Below are 22,977 nucleotides of genomic sequence, written 5' to 3' on the forward strand. Positions count from 1 at the left end.
CCAATCGCCAAAGCCAGCAGTCAGAATACCCCGCACCCTACGCCCCAGCGCTGTCATCCCGGACTTGATCCGGGATCCAGTAACCGGCAGAGTTAAAAACCAAGCCCCCGCCGCCGTCCCCGGGCCCTTCACCCTCCACTTGACGGGGAGGGGGTGAGCCCAGCCCCTTCGCCGCCCATCCCTTGCATCGCCTACCGCTCCGCCTCCGCGTTGGCTTTCCTGCGCAAAGCGGCGTTTTCCAGAACGTTGGTCAGCTGCAGCGCTACGAGGATGACGATCACCCCGAGCAGCGTTGTCCAGCCCGGGATTTCGTCGAAAAAGAAGAACCCGGCCACCGCCGCAAACACGATCGACAAATATCCCAGCGGCGCAAGAATGGCGGCCGGGGTAGATTGATAGGCGCGCAGGAAACAATATTGCCCCACCTGCGCCAGGATGCCGATGGCCAGCAGCGTCGGCCAATCCCCCAGCGCAACCTCCTGCCAGACAAACGCTGCCGGAACCGCCGTCAACACCGACAGGCCCACGGTATAAAACACCATCAGCACGGCGGTATCCTCGCTGGCCATGGCGCGAATCTGGATCACCGCCAGCGACCCGAACAGCACGGTGGCCAGCGCCGCCGCCAGCCCCCACGACAGCGACACCTCGCCCGGTCCGAGGATGATGATGATGCCCACAAACCCGATGGCGGTGCCGATCCAGCGCACCATGCCGATTTTCTCCGCCAGCAGCCAGGCGGCAAGCAGCAGCATCACCAGCGGGCGCATGAAGCCGATGGCGTTGACCAGCGCCAGCGGCAACACCGTCAACGCGTAGAAATTGCACGTCAGCGCGATGGTGTTGCAGGCGACACGGAAGACGTGGCGCAGGGGACGCTTGGTTTCCATCACGGCCCGCCGCTTGCGCCAGGCCAGCGGCAGGATCGAGAGCAGTCCGATCAGCGATCGGATGAACACCAGCTGGATGGCCGGGTAGGTCTGGCCCTCGAATTTGACCAGCACCGTCATGGCCGTCACCAGCGTGGTGTCGGCCAGGAGCCAGGCAATGCCGCTCCGATAAGATGGTGCCGGGTCGGCCATATCAGTCCCTGCCACCCGCCACCAGATTGGCCATGATGCGGAACGCGCCCGGCACCAGATGGTCGAGCTGATGGTGCAAGACGAGGCTGGTGTGGGTGTGGCGGCCTTTGCCGATCTGCGCTGAGAGCAGGCTGCCCTCCAGCGGTGCTTCGCCTGCGTCACTCATCGCCAGCAGCGGAACATATTCGGGTGCCCATTCGGCGGCGAAATAGAGGCCGCGCTCCTTGTTCCAGCCCGCAAAGTCATCGACCGTGATTGCGTTGGGCCCGGCCAGCAGGGGGTGGTCCGGCGCCAGCAGGGTCACCTCAGCATTGGGATTGGTCACCCGCCAGCGCAGCGAAGGCGAACCGATCTTGAGAAAGCGCGGCGGCGTCGTCTCCGCCGACCACCCGTCCCACGGGCGATGATAGAGCGTCACCAGATTGCCGCCACCCTCGACATAGCGATGCAGGGCTTCGGTGCGCGCCGCAAGGTCAGGCCGCAGCCCGAAGGCAAAGATGCCCACCACGATGGTCGGGAATTTCGACAGGTCTTCACCCAACGCCCGCGCGTCGAGTTCGGTCACCTCGAACCCCATGCGCGCCAGCCACACCGCGACAGTGTCCGATCCGCCACCCACATAGGCGACGCGCCGGTCCTCGGGCAGGTTCAGATCAAGCGCCAGAACGTCGAAACCGGCCGGGGTAAGGCTGACGCTGGGATGGACGTGCGGATAGGTGATTGTCCGTGCGGAGAAGGCCGGTTGATCTCCGATCCGCGCCTCGATCCGGTGCCGTCCGGCGGTCAAGCCGGGGCTGGAGAGGGTGTAGCGGAAATTGTTTTGATTTACCTGCCATTCCGGCCCGTGAACCATCACAAGTCCACTCATTTTCCCGTCAATGTTGGCTTCAAAATGGATGTCGCTGACCGCTTCGCCCGCCTTGACGATCACCGCCTCGGGCCGGATCGAGACCGTCGCCGCCGGCACGATTGTCAGGGGCTGTTCGAGCCCGAAGGCCCGGCTGATTTTGCGCCCGGATACTGTGGTAGCCAGCGTCACCTGCACATCGCCATTGGCCTTGGATGTAAAAAATTCCCTTGTAAATGAACGCGTTAGCGGCGCATCCGCAGTCACCGACAGCTCATACTCGGCGTCGGATTTCGCCTGTGCCGACACCCCTTCAGGCAGCGACAAGGCCAGGGTCGAGCCATGCGGTGCACCGGCGAGGTGGATGCGCAGCGTGGTTGATTCGCCCTGCGCCAAAATAGGACTGTCCACTGCCGCCAGAACATCAATTCCAGCAGTAAAAAGTAAAGCAGAATCAATGTCATAGATCATCTGCGCCAGCCGGTGTCGATGCTCGTTGGCGGTCGCCTCTAGCCACGCTTCGAGCACCGTCGCCGCCCGCACCAGTGCCGCCTCGATGGCCGCATTCTCCGGGAATGCTCTGATGGCCTCGGCGATGGCGTCATCGGCTGCGGCAAGCGCCGGGTTGATGTCTGCTAAGCTCTTGGGAAGATTGTCGAAAATACTGGCTTCATTGGTGTCGCCGAGGTCGAGATGCAGCGGCCAGTCGGTCTTTGCAGCCTCTGGCCAGACCCCCATGCCCTGGCTCGCATGATAGTACCGCGACCACTCACCGATCTCGTCATACTCGTAGCCCGATGCCCGGTCAGGACCCGTGGCGCTGATGCGTACAGTCTCGTTCGGCGGCGGCACTTCGTCGTCATAATGGTCCCCGCCACCCGACCAGGCCGGAAGGTAAAATTTGCTGACTTTCCAGGGGGTTAAGCCCTCATCGAAATGTTCGGTATAGGCATTGGGGTCCGCCGCCAGCGCGATGGCTTCGCGCGCCGCCATGGTCATGGCGCGGTGATGGCCATGCTGTCCCGGCACATCGAGAAACGTCGGAATCACCATATCGGGGCGCTCGCTGCGATAGGCGCGCACCAACCGCTCGACGATCACGTCATGTCCCCACCGCGCCAGCGTGTCCTCGCCATTCTTGGAAAACCCGAAATCATGAACAGAATCAACGGGTCCGAACCCGAGCCACACCACATCGGCGTCGATTATTTTCGCCGATTCCTCCATCTCCAGCGTGCGCAGAACCCCAAGTGAACCGCCGCGTTCCGGCCCGAGATTGTTCTGCCCACCTTCGCCGCGGGTTGAACACGCGACGATAGTCCGCATTCCGAATTCAAACCGCATCAGCGCCAGCATGGCATTCTGTTCATCATCCGGATGTGCCCCCGAGTGCATCACGGTCACAGTGGATTTGAGCCTGCTGATCGCCCGGTGCAGGGCGACGAGCCGCGGGGTGGAGCGGCGCTGCGCAAAACGTTGGGAAAGCGCGGTACGGGAGACGGACATGGCGTAACCTTCTTGAGCGTTTTCAGGAAAAGTGAAACCGGGTTTCCGGGTCAAAAACGCGATAAAACAAGGGGTTGGAACATCTGTTCTGGTTTCAATCAGATCAGATGTCCTAGTCGGCGGCTTCAGCCGCAGGAGAATATTCAAGTGAAAGCTGGGGCGAGAGCGTGTCGTGCAGGGGCAGGGCTGCCGCTCCCAAAGCGGCGGTGAACCGGCCCGTTTGCCCGCGAACGACTCGGGCCAGCGATCGATTGGCGCGGGTGGAAACCGAAACGGGCAGGGGCTCCAGAGCGGCGATCAGAGCGTCGAATACGAGGTCCGGCAGGTTGCCGCTGAAAATCACGGTCGCCGGATCAAAGATGTTCTCAAGCATGGAAACAGTAGCTGCCAGATAGTCTGCCGCTTCGGAAATCCAGTCCATAACCACTTGATTGCCCTGCGAAAACAGCGCTTCCAACTCGTCGCTGTCATTGCAGGGCACTCCGGCTGCCGCCAGCCTTTCGCGCAACGCATAAAGGGACGCAAAGCGTTCCAGCGCGCCTTCGGAGCCATAGGCGCCCACCCGGTTGCGGGGGGCGATGCTCACATGGCCGATCTCGCCAGCGTTGCCGAACGCTCCGCGCATCGGCACCCCATCCCGGATCACGCCCAGCCCCAGGCCCACCCCGAAATAGAGCAGGCAGAAATTGGAAATCTTCCGCCCCGCACCATAAAGCCTCTCGCCCACCGCGGCGGCTGTCGCGTCGTTCTCGATCGACACCGGACGGCCCGTCGCCTCGGACAGCAATGCCTGCGCGTCAACGCCGTTCCACCCGGGCAGAGTGGCAGGGCCGACCGAACTCATGCCTTCGATTTCAAACGGTCCGGGCATCACCGCCCCGAGCCCGAGCAACCGGGCGGGCGTGGCCCCGATGGTTTCGCACAGCTTTTCGATCTCGCGCGCAACCTGCATCGGCACGTGATCGGGGCTGGCCGATTGCAGCGGCGCGATCGCCTGTCCGCGCACCGTCCCGGAGAGGTCGAGCAAGGTCGTGGCGATATGATCGGCGGCAATTTCGACGCCCCCGGTCAGGGGCCCATCGGGGTTGATGGCGAACTGGATGGGCGGCTGGCCGCGCCCCGAGCGCAGTCGGCCCAATTCGATGAGCATGCCTTCGCCCAGCAATTCATCGACGATATTGGCGACAGCTTGTGCGGAAATCCGCGCCCGCCTTGCGATTTCGGTCCGCCCCATATGTCCGTGCATTCGGATGACTTCCAGCACGACGCGGCGGTTATGTGCGCGATTGCGTTCCGGGTTGGATCCGATCACCAGGCGTTGACCGCGTCCGCGCCGTTCAGAACTGATCAAGGTCTCCCCCCTCGCGGTTTGGATAGGCGCTCCTCGCTCCAAAACTAGGCGCGCCGTGCGAATAACTCAAGTAGCTTAATTTAATCGTCAGCTACGGCGAGCAGCCCCGATAGCCAAGGCGTATCTTCCTTAGCACTGAATCCGCGCGCGCCCACACTTTCCCCACGCTTCGAACACGGCAATGTCGTAAAGGTTAATAACACAAGTAAATTATTTTATTGACAAGCTTGTCACATCATTTGAGCATATGCCCATGACGGGAGGGAGGTTCCGCCCGTTTCAGGTTTGAACGGGGAAGTGGTTTCCCCGGGTCCCAAGGAGGAATGACATGCAAAAAGCAGTTCTTCTGGCAGCGCTTTCCGCCGGAGTAAGCTTTTCGGCGCTGGGCACCGCCAATGCCGTGGAAATCGAATATTGGCAGTATGTGTTCGATACGCGCGTGCAGGCGATGGATCAGCTCATTGCCAATTTCGAAGCGGCCAATCCCGACATCACGGTCAAGCACACGACTTTCCCCTACGCGGACTATCCGACCCGCGTCGTCGCTGCCAGGGCAGCCGGTCAGGGCCCCGACGTCGTGCAGCTGTTCTACGGCTGGCTCGATAACTTCGCCGGTGGCGGCCTGATTCAGCCGCTCAATCCGGACGTGTTCCCGCACGACCAGATTGAAGACGAGTTCTTCCCGATCGTCACCGCCATGAAGCGCGGCGATGACTATTACGGCCTGCCCACCGCCGTGCGGTCGCTGGCCCTGTTCTACAACAAGGCCCTGTTCGAGGAAGCCGGTCTCGATCCCAACAACCCGCCGCAGACTCTTGAAGAGCTGGTAGCGGCTGCCGAAGCGACCACCAAGCGCGACGGCGGTGGCAACATCACGACCGCTGGCATCACCCTCGATATGGCCGGGCAGGACCACCACTGGTGGCGTGAAGTCCTGGTGCGTCAGTACGGCGGCGAGCCTTATGATGCCGACGGCAACGTTGCCTACAATTCGGATGCCGGTGTTGAAGCCCTCAAGTTCTACACTGACCTTCAGACCGAGCTCAATGTCGGCCTTCAGGGCTTTATGGACGAAGGACAGGCTGCTTTCCGTGCCGGTCTGGCTGCAATGACCATCGACGGAACGTTCCGTCTCGGTGCCTTCAGCTCCACTCCCTTTGAATGGGGCGTGACCGAACTGCCGGCCAACGCAGATGGCCTGCGCTCCAACTACGCCAGCTATTTTGCCAACGCCATTGGCGCCATGGCAGAGGGCGAGAAGCTTGAGGCCGCGGAAAAGTTCCTCGCCTACATCTCGTCGGCTGAAGCCATGGACATCTGGCTCGAAGTGGTTGGCGAACTGCCGGCCCGCAAGGAAGCTGCCCTGAGCGAAGCCAACCTTGCCGATCCGGTGTATGGTCCGTTCCTCAAGGCCCTCGAATACGCGCACACCACGCATTTCGTGGACGAGGCCGGTCAGCGCCAGACCGCAATCGACATGGTCAACCGTGTTCTGATTGAAGGTCAGGACGGTGCTGCTTCGGTTGCGACCGCAGCAGCTGAAGAGCAGGCGATCCTCGATCGCGCAGCTGAATAACAGCAGGTCGGAAGACGGTAATGACGACACAAAACGCAACCGTGGAGGTGGCCGGGAACGGCCGCCTCTGGAATCGGTTTTCAATCGGCACCAAACGCGTCATCTGGGCCTGGACCTTTCTGGCGCTGCCGATCGCGTTTTACGTCGGCATTCGATTCTACCCGACGTTTCAGGCCTTCTGGTTATCCCTGACCAATTGGGACCTGCTGCGTCCGGCACAATTCATCGGGTTGGCGAACTATGAACGCATGTTCGCCGACCCGGTATTCTGGAAGGTTTTCCAGAACACCTTCCTCTACCTGCTCATGGGCACGCCGATCAGCCTGCTGATCTCGTTCGTCGTTGCCTATTATCTGGATCGGGTCCGATTCATGCACGGCTTTATCCGTGCGCTGTATTTCCTCCCCTTCCTGACCACGGCTGCGGCCATGGGCTGGGTGTGGCGATGGTTCTATCAGCCCATTCCGGTCGGGGTGTTCAACGGCATTTTGAGCATGATGGGTTTTGCCCAGCAGCCCTTCCTGCGCTCGACCACGCAATCTTTGCCCGCCATCATGGTGCCGGCTATCTGGGCCGGGCTCGGGTTTCAGATCATCATCTTCATGGCCGGGCTGCGCGCCATCCCCTCGACCTTCTATGAGGCGGCCCGCATCGACGGGCTGGGCGATTGGGCCATCCTGCGCAAGATCACCTTGCCGCTTCTCAAGCCCACCACTGTCTTTCTCGTCGTGTTCTCGTCGATCGGTTTCCTGCGGATTTTCGACCAGGTCTATAACATGACCACCAACGATCCCGGCGGTCCGCTCAACGCGACCAAGCCGTTGGTGATGATGATCTACCAGACCGCATTCTCGTCCTATCAGATGGGCTATGCCGCAGCGCAAACCGTCGTTCTGTTCACCATTCTCCTGATCGTTTCCCTGATCCAGCTTTACGTTCTGAGGCAGCGCTGATGGCCACCTATACCGAACTCGCGGCCAACAAGAAGGCCATCCGCCCGGGCGTGATCATCACTTGGACTCTGCTGTTTATCGGTGGTGTCATCATGGTGACGCCGCTGCTCTACATGTTCTCGACGTCACTCAAATCGGCAGGCCAGGTGTACGATCTGCGCCTGATCCCGGCTGCGCCGACTTTTGACAACTATGTCAAAGTTCTCTCGGACGGGCGTTTCATGCGCTGGTTCATGAACTCGATGATTGTCGCCGTCGCGGTGACGCTGTCGAACGTGTTCTTCGACTCCCTTGTTGGGTACACACTGGCCAAGTTCAAGTTCCGTGGCCGCTATCTGGTGTTCATCGCCATCCTGTCGACCCTGATGATCCCCACCGAAATGCTGGTGATCCCGTGGTATCTGATGAGCGCTCAGCTTGGCTGGATCGACAGCTATTGGGGCATCATGTTCCCCGGCATGATGACGGCCTTCGGCACGTTCCTCATGAAGCAGTTCTTTGAAGGCGTTCCCGACGACTTCCTCGAAGCGGCCCGCGTCGATGGGCTCAACGAATTCACCATCTGGTGGAAGATCGCCATGCCCATGGTCACTCCGGCCATCTCGGCGCTCGCCATCTTCTCGTTCCTTGGCAACTGGACCGCGTTCTTCTGGCCGCTGATCGTCACCACCAGCCGCGATCTCTACACGCTGCCGGTTGGCCTATCGAGCTTTGCTGTCGAGCAATCGATCCAGTGGGAGCTGATCATGACCGGTGCGGCCCTGGCCACCATCCCGACCTTGCTGGTCTTCCTTTTGCTGCAACGCTACATCGTGCGCGGTGTCATGCTGGCGGGTCTCAAGAGCTGATATGAAAAACTATACCGACACCAGTTCATTCCCCGATCCTGTCTATAAGGAAACGGTGCTGCGGCCATTGTTCGATGGCGCCAAGGCCCATCATGTCGATGGCTTTCGGTCCATCGACCGGGCACACCTCGTCATGCTGGCCGAAACCGGAATCCTCTCCGGCGAACAGGCCAGCGCCATCGGCAAGGCCCTTGCGGCCATCGATGCCGAGGTCGATCTCAGCGCTTTCACCTATACGGGCGAGGTCGAGGATTTTTTCTTCCTCATTGAAAAGCAGCTCAAGGAGCGGCTTGGCCCCGACCTGGCTGGGCGCCTGCACACCGCGCGCTCGCGCAACGATATCGACCACACCCTGTTCAAGCTCGGGCTCAAGCCCCGCATGGAAGGGCTCCTGGAGCGGACGAGGGGCCTGCTCGCGGCCCTGATCGATACTGCCGAGCGGGAAAAAGACACCCTGATCGTCGCCTATACCCATGGGCAGCCCGCACAGCCGACCACCTTCGGTCATTATCTGGGCGCGATGATCGAGGTTCTGATCCGCGATATCGAAAAGCTCGAAGCGGCGCTTGCCGTGGTCGATCTGTGCCCGATGGGTGCCGCTGCCATCACTACCTCTGGTTTCCCCATCGATCGGGATCGCGTTGCCCAACTGCTGGGCTTCTCCCGACCGCTGGAAAACTCCTATGGCTGCATCGCTTCGGTCGATTACATCACCGGCGTCTATGGCTCCATGGCCCTGATGTTCCTGCATCTGGGGCGGCCTATCCAGGATTTTCAGGTCTGGTCGAGCTTTGAGGTCGGCCAGCTCTATGTGCCCAATGCGCTGGTGCAGATTTCCTCGATCATGCCGCAAAAGCGCAATCCGGTGCCGATCGAACATCTGCGCCATCTGGCCAGCCAGACCTATGGCCGGGCCAAGGCGATGCTCGATGTCATGCACAACACGCCGTTCACTGACATGAACGACAGCGAGGGCGAGAGCCAGGCCATGGGCTATCAGGCGTTTGATGTCGCCTACCGTGTCCTCGATCTGCTGACCGCACTTATTGCGCAGGTGAAGATCGATCCCGAGAATGTGGATCGCAACACCAAGCGTTCGTGCATCACCATCACCGAGTTGGCCGATAGCCTTGTGCGGGACGAAGGCCTGTCTTTCCGTCAGGCCCATGAGATTGCCGCCGAGACTGCAAAAGCGGTCGTCGCTGCAGGAACATCGCTTGTCGAAGACGGCTATGCGCCGTTCCAGGTGGCTTTTGAGGCTGCCACCGGGCGTCCCGCTCAATTGGCACAGGATCGCTTTGAGGAACTGGTGTCAGCCCGCTACTTCGTTTCCGTGCGCAACCGCCCTGGCGGTCCCGGCGAGAAAGCGCTGACGGCTTCCCTCAAGGGCTACCGCGCGAAGCTCGATGCGTTTACCGCCCATGCGGGCGAACGGGCCGAGCATCTGGCCCAGGCCAATGCCGAACTCAATCAAAAATTCAATTCGTTAGTGGGAGCGGCATGATGGCTGCCATTCAGCTCGAAGGCCTCGTCAAGCGTTATGGCAAGGTAACCGCCGTTCACGGCATCGACCTTGAGATCGCAGATGGCGAATTCGTCGTCCTCGTCGGTCCGTCCGGGTGTGGGAAATCCACCACCTTGCGGATGATCGCCGGCCTGGAGGATATCTCCGGCGGCGTGCTGCGCATTGGCGACAAGATCGTCAATCACGATGAACCCAAGCAGCGCAATATCGCTATGGTGTTCCAGAACTACGCGATCTATCCACATATGACGGTGGGGCAGAACATCGGTTTTGGTCTGTACACGTCCGATCTCTCCAAGGCCGAAAAGCAGGCGCGCATCACCGAGGCGGCTAAAATCCTCGGACTCGAAGCCTTGCTCGATCGTCGTCCCGCAGCGCTTTCGGGCGGCCAGCGCCAGCGCGTCGCCATTGGCCGCGCCATGGTGCGTAACCCCGCCGCGTTCCTGTTCGACGAACCGCTGTCCAACCTCGACGCGCAACTGCGCTCTCAGATGCGCATCGAAATCAAGCGCCTGCACCAGCGTCTGGGCACAACCATCGTCTATGTGACCCATGACCAGATCGAAGCCATGACCATGGCCGACCGGATCGTGGTGATGCGCGATGGCCTGATCCTCCAGGTTGGTACGCCCACCGAGCTTTATGAAAGCCCGGTCGATGTGTTCACCGCCCGTTTCATTGGCAGCCCATCTATGAACCTCGTTCCAGGCATGGTTTCTGTCGATGGCGCGACCGCTGGCGGTGCAGCGATCAAGGGCGGAATTCCGGATGCGGCACAGGGCAGGATCCTGGTTGGCGTACGGCCCCATGATCTGGTCGTGGGCGCTGTGCCAGAAGATGCGGTCCTGACTTTTGAAGGCACCGTCTCTGCTGTCGAGCCGCTTGGTTCGGAAACCCTTGTCCACCTCGACATCGCCGGTGAAGCGGTCATCGCCACTGCGCCCGGCAAAATTGTCCCGGACGTTGGCAGCACGATTTCCGCCTCGGCTGCTGCAGGAAGCCTGTATCTGTTCGATGCCGAAAGCGAAAGAGCTCTGGGCCGACTATGACTGATATGTCGAAGCGCGACGCTGTCGTTTCAGTGGGGCGCATCTATTGCGATCTGGTATTTTCCGGACTGCCTGACATGCCGCGCATGGGCCGCGAAGTGTTCGCGCGTTCCATGGACCCGGTACTTGGTGGCGGGGCGTTCATCGCTGCGGCGCATCTCGAACGCCTGGGCCGCCGCTGCGCGCTGCTGGCTTCATTTGGCACAGATCCGCTATCCAGTGCGCTCGCGCCGCAACTGGAAACCAGCGGGGTCGATTTGCGCTTCCTTGACCGGCGCGCCGATGCGGGCCCACAGGTCACCGTCGTGATGACCGGGGAGGCCGACAGGGCGTTTTTGTCGTGCCGTGCCGGTGATGCCGTTCCGTCCCGGTTCGAGACGGCGTTGCAATGGGATCGCGCTGCGATGCTGCATATCGCCGAATACGCCACGCTGGCCGAGCAACCCGATCTGGTCGCGCGCGCGAAAAGCGCAGGGCTTGTCGTTTCCCTCGATCCGAGCTGGGACGACTCCCTGATCTACGATCCTAACCTACTGGCTGCCTGCAAGGGCGTGGATGTCTTCCTGCCCAACGCCGAGGAGGCCCGCGCCATCACCGGTGCGTCCGATCTCGAAGACGCGCTGGACAGTCTGGCGGCGCATTTCCCGCTGGTGGTCATCAAGTGCGGTGGCACTGGCGCCATGCTTGCCGCCTCGGGACAAAGGCACTCCGCCAAGGCGCCCAAGGTAAAGGTCGTGGACACCACTGGGGCTGGCGATGCCTTCAATGCCGGATTCCTCGATCGGTATCTGGCCGGCCATCCGCTCCCCGATTGCCTTGCCGCTGGCATCGCGACGGGCAGCCTATCGGTCCAGACCACCGGCGGCGTGCCCGCTCCCGCCCGCAACGGCAGGTCCATCGCCGTCTGAGCGGCGGCAGTAACAAGCACCTGATCCAGTCAGATCAGGTGCTCTGGTTTCTCACAGATCGTCGGGCTTGGGCTGGAGCGGCGGCATTACGTCGGCCGGGATGGGACTTTCATACGGCATCTTGCCGACGCGTCCGGCGTGATCGGCCTTCGCGCGCTCCAGCAAGGCGCTGTCGGCGAACAAGTCCTTGGCTGTCGCCGCCATGATCTTTGCCGCGTGGATCAATCCCTTATGCGCCGCGCCGGCCTTGCCCTGCGCGGTGATCTGCCAGGAGTGCCCCGGCGTGCCGATGGCGTGGGTGGCGACCCGCGCCTGCACCGTGGGCACCGCCCAGGACACGTCGCCCACATCGGTCGATCCGATCATCGGCTCGCCGGTTGTGCCCAGCGGCACGACGAAATCGCACAGCGCCGCATCGTCCTGTGCGGATACGCCCACGGCGCGCCAGGCGTTGTCGATATCGTCGGGCCCCAGCGTCGCCTGGATGTCGCGCGCAAACCCGTGATCGGCCTCGGAGAAGGGCACCGGGCCCAACCTCTGCATCGCACCATACATCGTCTCTTCGAGCGGCGTATTGCCTAGAAGGTTGGACACCGCCGAAATGATCTGAACCGCAACCTGCGTTTCGGTCATCATCGCCGCACCTTGAGCCACCTTGATCACCCGCTCGTTGAGCGATTTCATCGCGTGCACATCGCGCGAGCGCACGGCGTAGCGGATTTTGGCATGGGCCTGCACCACGTTCGGCGCGATGCCCCCGGCATCGAGATAGGCATAATGCATTCGCGAATCTGCGGGCACGTGTTCGCGCAGATAGTTGACGCCCACGCTCATCAGCTGCACCGCATCGAGGGCCGAGCGGCCCAGATGGGGCGCGGCGGCAGCGTGCGAGGCCCGACCCGTGAAGGTGAAATCGATCCGTGTGTTGGCAAGGCTTCCCGCCGTATCGACGCAGGTGAACGCCGCCGGGTGCCAGGTGATCGCCGCGTCGACATCGTCAAACAGGCCCGCACGCACCATGAATGCTTTGGCCGCGCCGCCTTCTTCCGCGGGGCAGCCATAGTAGCGCACCGTTCCCGGCAGTCCGTTTTCGGCCAGATAGTCCTTGAGCGCAGACGCCGCGAGCAGCGCTGCCGAGCCGAGCATGTTGTGCCCGCAGCCATGGCCAAATCCGTTGCCCGGCAGCGGGCGCGGTTCGGCGATGCCTGCTTCCTGGCTCAGGCCGGGCAGGGCGTCATACTCCCCCAGGATTGCGATGACCGGGCCGCCACTGCCCGCCGTGCCGATCACAGCGGTGGGGATATCCGCAGGAGCATCGGTAATGGCAAAGCCTTCCGCTTCCAGCATCTTCCTGTGTTCCGCCACTGAGCGGTACTCGCCATAGGCCAGTTCAGGCATGCCCCAGATATCGTCGCTCAGCTTGAGATAGGCTTCGCGCTTATCGTCGACGATGGCCCAGATGCGGTCGGTATTCTGCACGGTTCTGATCCTGAAACTGATTTGGTGGGGAAAAATGAGAGCGGCACCATGCGATCGATAGACCGCGTATCGCTCTAGGATTTGGCGCTGAGCGCGGCCCTGATCCTGGCCACATTGGCCTTGTCGGTGATCCGCCGCGCGGGCGTATCGAAGCCAAGGCTCAAGATGCGCTCCGCGATCTCGCCGATGGGCCTGCTGCCGGACGAATGGATGTCGGTGACGTCGAGATGCTCCAGCAGCATGTCGATATTGTCGGCAGAAACGCCGCCACCCGGCATGATGGAAATCCGCCCGGCAGCCAGATCGATGATCTGGCGCAAATTCTCCAGCCCGTCGGTGACATTGGGCGCGCCGCCCGAGGTGAGGATGCGCTCGAACCCGAGCCGCACCGCTTCCTCGATCGCCTCGGAGAAATCGGGCACGAGGTCAAACGCGCGATGGAGGGTCAGCCCAAGCCCTTCGCTATGGGCAATCAGGCGAGCCAGCAGATCGGTATCCAGCCGTCCATCCGTCCGACTCGCGCCGAGCACGACACCGGCCAGTCCACACGCACGAACCTGATCGATATCCGCCAGCATGGTGCGGATTTCGCTCTCGGAATAGATGAAATCCCCGCTGCGCGGGCGGATGATGGCATAGACAGGAACCGGTTGTTCCGCCGCCAGCGCCATCAGCCCCGGTGTGGGCGTCAGCCCGCCCACCGACAGCGCCGAACACAATTCGATACGGTCCGCGCCCCCCGCGATGGCTTGTTCGAGCCCAAATGCGTCATCGACGCAGACTTCCAGAAACCGTTTCATGCCAAATCCCCCCCGATTACAATTGCGATGCGAGCACCGACACGCCTACCAGCCCGCCATCCTTGAGATACTGTCCGGGGACGATCAGCGGCTCGCCATAGGTATTGAGTGTGCGCTGCCGCACCGCCGCGTCGAGCCCGGCAACCAGTTTGTGCCGCGCGGCCAGTCCGCCCCCCACCGGCACGATGGTCGCCCCGGATATGTTGATGGCAAACGCCAAAGGCTCGCTCAACAGGTCGAAATAGACTGCGACGGTCCGCGCCGCGATGGCGTCGCCCTGTTCCCAGCCGTCGAGAATCTTGTGGCTGGTGCTGCGCTCCCCGCTCAAATGCAGATGCAGGCGCTCGATGCCGCGCGCTCCACCGATGGTGTCGGTGCATCCGCTTTGGCCGCAGCCGCAGGCAAATCGGGGGATGGAGATTTCTTCGCCGGTCTCAGGCAGGACGGAAACAGTGCGGATAATCGCGCCATGGCCCCATTCGGCGGTCACCCCGCCCGCGCCCTGAACCAGCCGTCCGCCGACCACCAGCCCGCCGCCAACCCCGGTGCCAAGGATGATGCTCATCACCACGTCATGGCCCCGTCCGACGCCGACATTGGCTTCGGCCAGCGCAAAGCTGTCGGCATCATTGGCCACCAGAACCCGACGGCCCAGAAAGGCACCCAGTTCACCAGCGAAATCATGGTCTTCGAACGCAGGGATATTGGCCGCTGTAACCTCTCCGGTGCGGGAGTTGAACAGTCCGGCGGTCGAAATGGCGATCGGCAGGCTGCTGTCTTCCTCATGCCGCGCGATCAGCCCGGCGATAGCGTCCATGAAGCCCGTCCATGACGAGGTAGGGGTGGGGACCTGCTCTTCCACCTCAACGATCCCCGCGCCATAGGACCGGCCGAACTTGATGAAGGAGCCGCCTATATCGGCACAATAAGAGACTGCCGCCATCTGGGGCGACTGATCGATTCTGGTGGGGGAGACTGTCATTTTCTGGGATCCAGCAGGTCGCGCAGGCCATCGCCAAGGATATTGAAGCCCAGCACCGTTACCATAATGGCAAGGCCGGGAAACAACGACATCCAGATGTTGACCCCAAGATAATTGCGCCCCTGGGACATCATCGCGCCCCATTCGGGAATGGGCGGCTGCGCGCCAAGGCCGAGAAACGACAGCGATGCCGCCGTGAGGATCACCGTTCCCGCCGTCAGCGTCGATTGCACGATGATCGGCCCGAACGAATTGCGCAGGATATAATGCACGAGAATCCGCGTCTGGGGCACGCCAAGTGCCCGCGCGGCCTCGATGAATTCCATCTGCTTGAGCCCAAGCGTCAGGTTCCGCGCCAATCTCGCATAAACAGGGATGGCAAACAACGCGATGGCGATCATCAGGTTGAACAGCCCCGGCCCGAGAATGGAGACGATCAAAATGGCCAGCACGATGCCCGGAAACGCGAACAGCACGTCCATGAACCACATGATCACTTCATCGACCATGCGCCCGCTCATCCCGGCGATGATGCCCAGCGGCACCCCCACCACGGTCGCGATCGACACCGAAAGCGCGACTTCCAGCAGCGAATATTGCGCGCCGTAAATGACGCGAGCGAAGATGTCCCGCCCGTTATCGTCCGTACCGAAGGGGTGCTCCCAGGACGGGGGCTGCAACAGGTTGGTGAGGTTGATCGCGTAAGGATCAGCGCCTGCAATCCAGGGGGCCAGGGCCGCGACAAGGCAGATCGCGCCCACCAGGATGCCGCCGATAACGATATTCGCATGGTGGCTGGTCCAATGCCAGCCACGCGCGATCCGGCGCGAAAGGGTAGGGCGGACGGGAAGGGAAGTCGACGCGCTCATCAGTTGAACCTGATTCTTGGATTGAGGGCCGCGATCACCATCTCGGCGACGAAGTTGATGATGACGACTGCACACACCGCCACCATGGTCGCGCCCAGGATCACCGGATAGTCGCGATAGCGCACGGCATCGACCATCAAACGTCCGATGCCGGGCCAGTTGAATACGGTTTCAGTCACCACCGCGCCGCCGATCAGACCGCCGAAGTTGAGGCCCACAATGGTCACGATGGGGATCATGGCATTGCGCAGCGCGTGGCTCCAATAGACCTGCCTGGGCGCAAGCCCCTTGGCCCGTGCCGTGCGGATATAATCCTGGCTCAGCACTTCGGTCATGGATGAGCGCGTCATGCGCGCCAGCACCGCCATGGGCAGCACGGCCAGCGTCACGGCGGGCAGGATATAACTCTTCCAGCTGTTGGCGCCGAGCAGCGGCAGCCAGCCCAGATGGACGGAAAAATAGTTCATTGCCAAAAGCGCGAGCCAGAAGTTGGCGATTGAGGCGCCGGCAATGGCAAAAATCATCACGATATAGTCGGGCCAGCGGTTGCGCCACACGGCGGCCAGCATCCCGGCGGGCACGCCCACGCCAATGGCCAGCACGTAGGAAACGACAGCGAGGGCAACTGTATAGGGCAGGCGATCGGAAATCTCGTCCCAGACCGGCTTGCGCGAACGGATCGATTCACCGAAATCGCCCTGGAGCGCACTGGTCGCAAATTGCCAGTATTGAACCAAGACGGGCTGGTCGAGACCAAGCCGTGCCGTCATGGCTTCCACGGCCTCCTGGGTGGCCTCAGGGCCCGCCATGATGCGCGCGGTTTCTCCCGGCAGCATGCGGATCGAGATGAACACCAGCAGCGACACGCCGATCAGGATCAGCGGCAGCGAAACGATCTTGCGGAGGATGTAGCCCTGCATGACGGCTCCTGAAAAGTGACCGGGCATCCCTTTTCGGATGCCCGGCCAGCGGTTTTATTTGGTCGCCGTATCGACGCGGACGAGACCGCCCGGCACGACCCACACGCCCTCGACACCGTCACGGGTGGCGACAAGGTCCTGGGTCACGTAGAGCAGCACATGCGGAGCATCTTCGTTGATGATCTCCTGAAGCTGGCCGTAAACTTCGTTACGGGCCGCTTCGTCGGTCATGGCCGCGGCTTCATCGAGCAGGGTGTCGAATTCTTCGCTGCTGTAGAAACCGAGGTTGGCCGACACAGGCGAGAAGCTCGACGTGTGGTACAGCGGACGGAACTGCAGGTCCGGTCCGTTGACGCCCGAAGACCAGGACGCGATCACCGAATCGACGCCTTCGGCGGCCTTCTGCGCTTCGTCGCCGAACGCAGCCGATGACCACACGCCCGATTCCATGCGCTGGACGTCGAGTTCCACCCCGATCTGGGCCCACATGGCCTGGAGCAGCTCCGCGATCCGGGCTTCCTGTTCCTGCACGACCACCGACATGGAGAAGCCATCGGGAACGCCGGCTTCCGCCAGCAATTCGCGGGCGCGGTCGAGATCGAGCGGGTAGGGGTTGAGGTCGGGGTTATAGCCTTCGGCAACCGTCGCCAGCGGCGAGTTGGCCGGGGTGGCGTAGCCGGACATGATCGCGGCGATCATGCCGTCCTTGTCGGTGGCGAAGTTCAGCGCCTGCCGGACACGCACGTCATCGAGCGGTTCGGCTTCCACGTTGAGCGCCATCCAGAACACCGCCGAACCGGGCGACACTTCGAGGGTGAGTTCGGGGTTTGCTTCGATTGCCGCTGCAAAGGCGGGCGGCACCGGGTTGATGACGTCGGCATCACCGGTCTGCAGCGCCATCGAGAGAACCGACGGCTCCGAGGACCAGGTCCAGCGGATGTCGTCGACACTGGCCGAGTTGTCGCCCCAATAGCCATCGAACTTGGACTGGTCGACATATTCGCCAGACTTGTATTCGACCATGCGATAGGGGCCGGTGCCCACGGAGGCAGCGCCGAGGTTCCCGGCGGCATCAGCGGTCGGGCTGACCTGTTGGGCGGCGTTGGTGGTCAGGATGTTGAGGAAAGCCGGGTAGGGCGACTGCAGGTTGAACTGCACGGTCATGTCATCAACGGCTTCGACGCTGTCGAGAATGGTGCGGATCCGGCCCGAAGCGGCCAGACCGCGCTCGGTGTCGAGGTGGCGTTCGAAATTATACACCACAGCATCGGCGTCGAACGGCGTGCCGTCGTGGAAAACCACGCCTTCGCGCAGCTTGAAGGTATAGACGGTGCCGGTTTCGTCGACACTCCATTCCGTCGCAAGACCCGGTGCAAGGCTCAGGTCCGGTGCGCGCAGGATAAGGCCTTCATAGACCGGCGCGAGCAGCGCATTGGTATAGGTTGCGCTCTGGTCACCCGGGTCCATCGAGCGCGGGGCTTCGATCTGCATCACGGTCAGGGTTTCGGCAAGGCTGGGGGTCGCAAGGGCTGCTGCGCCCAGAAACACGCTTGCAAGCAAGCTGTTGCGGAATCTAGGTGAAAAAACCAAGTTGTCCTCCTCTTTGGATGGCATGATGAATTATGCATCGCGACTTAGTCTGATTTCTGAACTAAGTTGCCTTGATTAATTCATTCGGCGTCCTTAATGTCAAGGCGTATTGAGGAGGCCCATGCTTACGACCACGCACTACCAGATCCTGCGGCACATCAATGCTGGCGGTCCCACAACCCGTGCCGAACTGGGCGCGCATGTGGGGTCGAGCAAGGCGGCGATGAGCGGGTTTACGCGCGAGCTTCTGGAAAAGGGCCTGCTGCGTGAAACCAGCACCGTGCAGAAGCAGGGGCGGCCCTCGGCGCTGCTCGACCTCAAGCCCGAGGGCGCGTATTTCGCCGGCGTGTCGATCATGTCTGATCCCGCGCTGGTCGCGCTGGTCGACCTCAAGGGCAAGATTGTCGCGCGGATCGATGTGCCCCGGGATACCGACCCGGATGTGTTTGCCGATCACGTCGCCAACGCCGTTCCCCAGTTGCTTGAAACCGGCAAAGTGCCCGGTAAATCCCTCATGGGAATGGGTGTCGCCCTGTCGGGGCTTGTCGATCAGGAGCAGGCCAACTGCATCAAATCGACCATTCTTGGCTGGCAGGATGTGCCGCTGGCGCGTCTCATCGGCCAGCGCACCGGTCTGCCCACATTCGTTGAAAACGACGCCAAATCTCTGGCGCTGCGCGAAAAGCTGTTCGGCGAAGCGCGCGATATCGGGTCCTTCACCCTCATCTGGCTGGGCAAGGGGATCGGTGCCGCCCATTTCGTCCATGACCGGCTGTATCGCGGCGCCCATGGTGGGGCCGGCGAGATTGCCCATTGCACCGTGGACGTGAACGGCTTGCCCTGCCGCTGCGGCAAGATCGGCTGCCTCGATACCGTCGCCTCGATGATCGCCATCCTTGAGACGGCTCGCACACAAGGTATCGGCGCGGAATCGCTCAACGATATCGAGACCGCCGCCGCCCGGGGCTCGTCTGCGGCCATCCGGCTGTTGCACCGCGCGGGCAGCGCGCTGGGCCTGGCCATCGCCCAGATCATCCAGATCAACGACCCGCAGATGGTGCTCGTCACCCATCAGGAACAGGCGTTCAACGGGTTGTTCGCTGCCGTCATGCAGCAGACCATCGAAGCCAATGTCCTGCCGCGCCTTTCCGGCGATACGCCGCTGCGCATTCGCGGCGTCGATAATGATGCCTGGGCGCTCGGCGCGGCCAGCGTCGCCACCCACAGTTTTCTCAATGGTTCTATCTAGTCGCGGAGACTTTTCATGCGCATAGCCGTTGGCGGCATCCATATCGAGTGCAGCACCTACAATCCCGTTCTGACCCAGGAGCACGATTTCCGGGTGGTGCGGGGGGACGACCTCCTCGAAGCGCCGTATTTCGCGTTTCTGCGCGATTACGATGCGACCTTCCTGCCCACGCTTCACGCCCGCTGCATCCCCGGCGGCCCTGTTGCGCGCGACGTGTATGAAAGCTTCAAGGCCGATTTCCTTGAGCGCCTGAAAGCCCAGTTGCCACTCGATGGGCTCTATCTCGCCATGCACGGCGCGATGAATGTCGAGGGCATGGAAGACGCCGAAGGCGACTGGATCAGCGCCGCCCGCGCACTGGTCGGCCCCGATTGCCCGATCTCGGCCAGCTATGACCTCCACGGAAACCTGTCGCAGAGGATCATCGATCAGCTCGATATGTATTCGACCTACCGCACCGCGCCGCATATCGACGTGGAAGAGACCATGCGCCGCTCGGTGACCATGCTGGTGCGCGCCATCCAATCCCGCGAGCGCCCGCACATCGTCTGGGCTCCCATCCCCGTGGTGCTGCCCGGCGAGCGCACCTCGACCGTCGATGAACCGGCGAAAAGCCTTTACGCCGACCTGCACTCAATCGATTCCGCCCCCGGCATCTGGGATGCGTCGCTCAACGTCGGCTATGTCTGGGCCGATGAACCCCGCGCCACCGCCGCCGCCATCATGACTGGCACCGACCGCGCAGCCCTCGAACGCGCCGCCGAAGCGCTGGCCCAGCGCTATTGGGACGTGCGCGAAGCCTTTGTGTTCGGACCGGAAACCGGCTCGATCGAAGAGTGCGTCGCCAAAGCCGTCGCCAGCGACACCGGGCCGGTGATCCTCGCCGAATCCGGCGACAACCCGACCGGCGGAGGCGTCGGTGATCGGGCCGAGCTGTTTGCAGCCCTCGTCGCAGCGGGGGCCACCGATACCATTTTTGCAGGCATCACCGATCTTGCGGCGACCGAGGCAGCCTATGACGCCGGTGTGGGCCAAACGCTGACCCTCACCATCGGCGCCAGCCTCGACACCGCAGGCAGCATACCGTTCTCCGGCACCTTCGAAGTCATCTATCTGGCCGAGGCCCAGACACCCGCCGACCGTCAGGCCGTTCTGCGGATCGGCGGCATCGATCTGGTCGTCACCGCGCGCCGGCGTCCGTTCCACGACATCGCCGATTTCACCAGCCTCGGTCTCGATCCGCGCACAGCAAAGATCGTCGGGGTCAAATCCGGCTACCTCTCGCCCGAACTTGCCCCGATCGCCAATCCCAATCTGCTGGTTCTGTCCCCCGGCTCGGTGGATCAGTTCATCGAGCGGCTGCCGCGTGATCGCAAGCAGACGCCGACCTATCCCTTCGACAAGGATTTCGCCTTCACGCCCCGGTCATTTGCTTCGGCCCGCGCCGATCGCAACACCTGACCGCTCAGCAAGGATCACCATCATGACGTCGACCGCCCAGGCCCTTACGCCCGTTCTTTCGATCAAAGACCTCACCACCTCCTTCATGGTCGATGGTGAGTGGAAGTCGGTGATCAATGGCATCACGCTCGACGTCATGCCCGGGGAAACCGTCGCCATCGTCGGCGAATCCGGTTCGGGAAAAAGCGTGACCTCCCTGTCGGTCATGGGGCTTTTGCCCAAATCATCGAGCCGTATCACCGGCTCGATAAAGCTCGATGGCCGTGAATTGCTCACCCTCGACGAGGCGGCCATGCGCAAGGTGCGGGGCCGCGACATTTCGATGATCTTTCAGGAGCCGATGACCAGCCTCAACCCGGTCTTCACCATCGGTCGGCAGATCGCCGAAGCCATCACCACGCATCAGCCCATGTCAGCTTCCGATGCGCGGTCCGAGACGGTGCGCCTGCTCGAACGGGTCCGCATTCCCAATGCGGCCCAGCGGCTGGGCGATTATCCGCATCAGTTTTCCGGCGGCATGCGCCAGCGCGTGATGATCGCCATGGCCCTGGCCAGTCGGCCCAAACTGTTGATCGCCGACGAGCCGACCACGGCCCTCGACGTCACCATCCAGGGTCAGATCCTCGACCTGATCAAGACCTTGCAGGAAGAGGAGGGCATGTCCGTTCTCTTCATCACCCACGACATGGGCGTCGTCGCCGAAGTCTCCGACCGCACCGTAGTCATGTATCAGGGCGAGGCGGTCGAGACCGGCACCACCGAAGAGATTTTCCACAACGGACAGCATCCCTACACGCGCGCGCTGCTCGCAGCGGTCCCGCGCATGGGATCGATGGTCGGCCAAAAAGCTCCCCTGCGCTTTCCCATCGTCGATCGGACGACCGGGCTTCCCGGCCCCGAAATCCCCTCAACGGCAACCGTGGACCCCGAAACTCCGGTGCTGTCCGTGCGCAATCTCGTGACCCGTTTCTCCATCAGCAAATCCCTGTTCGGCAAACGCACCGGCGCGGTCCACGCGGTGGAAAACGTCTCCTTTGACCTCTTCAAGGGCGAAACGCTTTCCCTCGTCGGAGAATCGGGCTGCGGCAAGTCCACCATTGGCCGTTCGATCATGCGCCTCACTGATTCCGAGAGTGGCGAGATCATCGTGGAGGGCAGGGACGTGCGCAGCCTGCGCCGGGATGAGCTCAACGCCCTGCGCCGTTCGGTCCAGATGATCTTCCAGGATCCCTTCGCCAGCCTCAATCCGCGCATGACCATCGCCGAAGCGCTGATTGAACCGATCATCGTCCACAAGCTGGGCACGAAGGCCGAGGCGCGGGATAAGGCGGCGTCGCTGATGGAGCAGGTCGGCCTCAGCGCCGATATGCTGCGGCGCTATCCCCACGAATTCTCCGGCGGCCAGCGCCAGCGCATCGCGATTGCCCGGGCGCTGACCCTCGATCCAAAAGTCATCATTGCCGACGAATCCGTCTCGGCGCTCGACGTTTCGATCAAGGCGCAAGTGGTCAATCTCCTGCTCGATCTGCAAGAGCGCCTGGGCCTGTCCTATCTGTTCATCTCCCACGACATGGCGGTGGTTGAGCGGGTCAGCCATCGGGTGGCGGTGATGTATCTGGGGGAGATCGTCGAGATCGGTCCGCGCGAGGCGCTGTTTGCCGATCCCCAGCATCCCTACACCAAAAAGCTGATTTCAGCGGTTCCCGTGCCCGATCCTGCCCGCCGCTCGATCCGGCGGCCGATCAGCAACGACGAGATCTTGAGCCCGATTCGCGGCCTTGGCTATACGCCGCCCACCCGCGACTATCGGGAAGTCTCCCCGGGGCATCTGGTGCGCATCGACCCCCCGCAAGCCCTCGCGTCCTGATCTCTATTTTCCGCCGGCGCTCTCGCCGGCGGTTTTGTTTCCGGCCCTTCCCACACCGTCTGCGGTCGCCGTCCGCCGCGTGCTCCCTGCTGGCAAAATTCGCCCTATAAATTGA

At 62.2% G+C, this 22,977-nt stretch carries 18 protein-coding genes; 9 read left to right on the plus strand and 9 right to left on the minus strand.

Features of this window, described 5'->3' with window-relative positions; all coding sequences use genetic code 11:
• Positions 1-191 precede the first annotated feature (191 nt).
• The 3 genes from VNS12_RS05155 to VNS12_RS05165 form a co-directional block, all read right to left on the minus strand.
• Positions 192-1,082, minus strand: coding sequence for a DMT family transporter (locus tag VNS12_RS05155; protein ID WP_325486772.1), 891 nt, complete (start codon positions 1,080-1,082; stop codon positions 192-194).
• 1 nt (position 1,083) lies between these two features.
• Positions 1,084-3,435 carry a PIG-L family deacetylase gene (locus VNS12_RS05160; RefSeq protein ID WP_325486773.1) on the minus strand — a complete coding sequence of 784 codons (2,352 nt, stop codon included), beginning with the start codon at positions 3,433-3,435 and terminating at the stop codon, positions 1,084-1,086.
• Between the two features lie 112 nt (positions 3,436-3,547).
• Entirely contained in the window at positions 3,548-4,681 is a 1,134-nt protein-coding gene (locus VNS12_RS05165; protein WP_325486774.1) for an ROK family protein, read from the minus strand.
• Between the two features lie 433 nt (positions 4,682-5,114).
• Between VNS12_RS05165 and VNS12_RS05170 the strand changes: the two genes are divergently transcribed.
• Genes VNS12_RS05170 through VNS12_RS05195 form a run of 6 tightly spaced genes read left to right on the plus strand, consistent with a single transcriptional unit; the run spans position 5,115 to position 11,645 of the window.
• Positions 5,115-6,362: an extracellular solute-binding protein gene (locus VNS12_RS05170; protein WP_325486775.1), complete on the plus strand. Its 1,248-nt coding sequence runs from the start codon at positions 5,115-5,117 to the stop codon at positions 6,360-6,362.
• 20 nt (positions 6,363-6,382) lie between these two features.
• Positions 6,383-7,315: a carbohydrate ABC transporter permease gene (locus VNS12_RS05175; protein ID WP_325486776.1), complete on the plus strand. Its 933-nt coding sequence runs from the start codon at positions 6,383-6,385 to the stop codon at positions 7,313-7,315.
• Positions 7,315-8,163 (plus strand): carbohydrate ABC transporter permease, encoded by an 849-nt coding sequence (locus VNS12_RS05180; protein WP_325486777.1) that lies wholly within the window; start codon positions 7,315-7,317, stop codon positions 8,161-8,163. Before VNS12_RS05175 ends, VNS12_RS05180 begins: the two co-directional genes overlap by 1 nt.
• Before the next feature lies 1 nt (position 8,164).
• Positions 8,165-9,667 carry an argininosuccinate lyase gene (gene argH, locus VNS12_RS05185; RefSeq protein ID WP_325486778.1) on the plus strand — a complete coding sequence of 501 codons (1,503 nt, stop codon included), beginning with the start codon at positions 8,165-8,167 and terminating at the stop codon, positions 9,665-9,667.
• Positions 9,667-10,737, plus strand: a complete 1,071-nt coding sequence (locus tag VNS12_RS05190; RefSeq protein WP_325486804.1) for an ABC transporter ATP-binding protein — start codon at positions 9,667-9,669, stop codon at positions 10,735-10,737. Before argH ends, VNS12_RS05190 begins: the two co-directional genes overlap by 1 nt.
• Positions 10,734-11,645 (plus strand): carbohydrate kinase family protein, encoded by a 912-nt coding sequence (locus tag VNS12_RS05195; RefSeq protein WP_325486779.1) that lies wholly within the window; start codon positions 10,734-10,736, stop codon positions 11,643-11,645. The genes VNS12_RS05190 and VNS12_RS05195 overlap by 4 nt, the downstream gene beginning before the upstream one ends.
• Before the next feature lie 51 nt (positions 11,646-11,696).
• On the opposite strand, the gene VNS12_RS05200 is transcribed toward VNS12_RS05195, so the two are convergent.
• The 6 genes from VNS12_RS05200 to VNS12_RS05225 all read right to left on the minus strand — a co-directional run bounded on the left by VNS12_RS05200 (position 11,697) and on the right by VNS12_RS05225 (position 18,285).
• Positions 11,697-13,124 (minus strand): M20 family metallopeptidase, encoded by a 1,428-nt coding sequence (locus VNS12_RS05200; RefSeq protein WP_325486780.1) that lies wholly within the window; start codon positions 13,122-13,124, stop codon positions 11,697-11,699.
• A gap of 74 nt (positions 13,125-13,198) precedes the next feature.
• Entirely contained in the window at positions 13,199-13,924 is a 726-nt protein-coding gene (locus VNS12_RS05205) for a copper homeostasis protein CutC (RefSeq protein WP_325486781.1), read from the minus strand.
• 16 nt (positions 13,925-13,940) lie between these two features.
• Complete coding sequence (locus VNS12_RS05210) at positions 13,941-14,906, minus strand: ROK family protein (RefSeq protein ID WP_325486782.1); 966 nt, start codon at positions 14,904-14,906, stop codon at positions 13,941-13,943.
• Positions 14,903-15,775: an ABC transporter permease gene (locus VNS12_RS05215; RefSeq protein WP_325486783.1), complete on the minus strand. Its 873-nt coding sequence runs from the start codon at positions 15,773-15,775 to the stop codon at positions 14,903-14,905. The genes VNS12_RS05210 and VNS12_RS05215 overlap by 4 nt, the downstream gene beginning before the upstream one ends.
• Positions 15,775-16,695 (minus strand): ABC transporter permease, encoded by a 921-nt coding sequence (locus tag VNS12_RS05220; protein WP_325486784.1) that lies wholly within the window; start codon positions 16,693-16,695, stop codon positions 15,775-15,777. The genes VNS12_RS05215 and VNS12_RS05220 overlap by 1 nt, the downstream gene beginning before the upstream one ends.
• 54 nt (positions 16,696-16,749) lie before the next feature.
• Positions 16,750-18,285 carry an ABC transporter substrate-binding protein gene (locus VNS12_RS05225; RefSeq protein ID WP_325486785.1) on the minus strand — a complete coding sequence of 512 codons (1,536 nt, stop codon included), beginning with the start codon at positions 18,283-18,285 and terminating at the stop codon, positions 16,750-16,752.
• 121 nt (positions 18,286-18,406) lie between these two features.
• On the opposite strand from VNS12_RS05225, the gene VNS12_RS05230 reads away from it, so the two are divergent.
• Genes VNS12_RS05230 through VNS12_RS05240 form a run of 3 tightly spaced genes read left to right on the plus strand, consistent with a single transcriptional unit; the run spans position 18,407 to position 22,862 of the window.
• Positions 18,407-19,534: an ROK family transcriptional regulator gene (locus tag VNS12_RS05230; protein WP_325486786.1), complete on the plus strand. Its 1,128-nt coding sequence runs from the start codon at positions 18,407-18,409 to the stop codon at positions 19,532-19,534.
• Positions 19,535-19,549: 15 nt separating this feature from the next.
• Positions 19,550-20,995: a M81 family metallopeptidase gene (locus VNS12_RS05235; RefSeq protein WP_325486787.1), complete on the plus strand. Its 1,446-nt coding sequence runs from the start codon at positions 19,550-19,552 to the stop codon at positions 20,993-20,995.
• Between the two features lie 22 nt (positions 20,996-21,017).
• Positions 21,018-22,862, plus strand: a complete 1,845-nt coding sequence (locus VNS12_RS05240; protein ID WP_325486788.1) for an ABC transporter ATP-binding protein — start codon at positions 21,018-21,020, stop codon at positions 22,860-22,862.
• Positions 22,863-22,977: the final 115 nt, after the last annotated feature.

The organism is Pelagibacterium sp., assembly GCF_035555455.1.
In the GTDB taxonomy this organism is placed as follows: domain Bacteria; phylum Pseudomonadota; class Alphaproteobacteria; order Rhizobiales; family Devosiaceae; genus Pelagibacterium.

Bases quoted from the DNA above. Each gene is read 5' to 3' on its own strand.
- VNS12_RS05155 (WP_325486772.1), bottom strand. From the start codon at position 1,082: ATGGCCGACCCGGCACCATCTTATCGGAGCGGCATTGCCTGGCTCCTG.
- VNS12_RS05160 (WP_325486773.1), bottom strand. From the start codon at position 3,435: ATGTCCGTCTCCCGTACCGCGCTTTCCCAACGTTTTGCGCAGCGCCGC.
- VNS12_RS05165 (WP_325486774.1), bottom strand. From the start codon at position 4,681: ATGCACGGACATATGGGGCGGACCGAAATCGCAAGGCGGGCGCGGATT.
- VNS12_RS05170 (WP_325486775.1), top strand. From the start codon at position 5,115: ATGCAAAAAGCAGTTCTTCTGGCAGCGCTTTCCGCCGGAGTAAGCTTT.
- VNS12_RS05175 (WP_325486776.1), top strand. From the start codon at position 6,383: ATGACGACACAAAACGCAACCGTGGAGGTGGCCGGGAACGGCCGCCTC.
- VNS12_RS05180 (WP_325486777.1), top strand. From the start codon at position 7,315: ATGGCCACCTATACCGAACTCGCGGCCAACAAGAAGGCCATCCGCCCG.
- argH (WP_325486778.1), top strand. From the start codon at position 8,165: ATGAAAAACTATACCGACACCAGTTCATTCCCCGATCCTGTCTATAAG.
- VNS12_RS05190 (WP_325486804.1), top strand. From the start codon at position 9,667: ATGGCTGCCATTCAGCTCGAAGGCCTCGTCAAGCGTTATGGCAAGGTA.
- VNS12_RS05195 (WP_325486779.1), top strand. From the start codon at position 10,734: ATGACTGATATGTCGAAGCGCGACGCTGTCGTTTCAGTGGGGCGCATC.
- VNS12_RS05205 (WP_325486781.1), bottom strand. From the start codon at position 13,924: ATGAAACGGTTTCTGGAAGTCTGCGTCGATGACGCATTTGGGCTCGAA.
- VNS12_RS05210 (WP_325486782.1), bottom strand. From the start codon at position 14,906: ATGACAGTCTCCCCCACCAGAATCGATCAGTCGCCCCAGATGGCGGCA.
- VNS12_RS05215 (WP_325486783.1), bottom strand. From the start codon at position 15,775: ATGAGCGCGTCGACTTCCCTTCCCGTCCGCCCTACCCTTTCGCGCCGG.
- VNS12_RS05220 (WP_325486784.1), bottom strand. From the start codon at position 16,695: ATGCAGGGCTACATCCTCCGCAAGATCGTTTCGCTGCCGCTGATCCTG.
- VNS12_RS05230 (WP_325486786.1), top strand. From the start codon at position 18,407: ATGCTTACGACCACGCACTACCAGATCCTGCGGCACATCAATGCTGGC.
- VNS12_RS05235 (WP_325486787.1), top strand. From the start codon at position 19,550: ATGCGCATAGCCGTTGGCGGCATCCATATCGAGTGCAGCACCTACAAT.
- VNS12_RS05240 (WP_325486788.1), top strand. From the start codon at position 21,018: ATGACGTCGACCGCCCAGGCCCTTACGCCCGTTCTTTCGATCAAAGAC.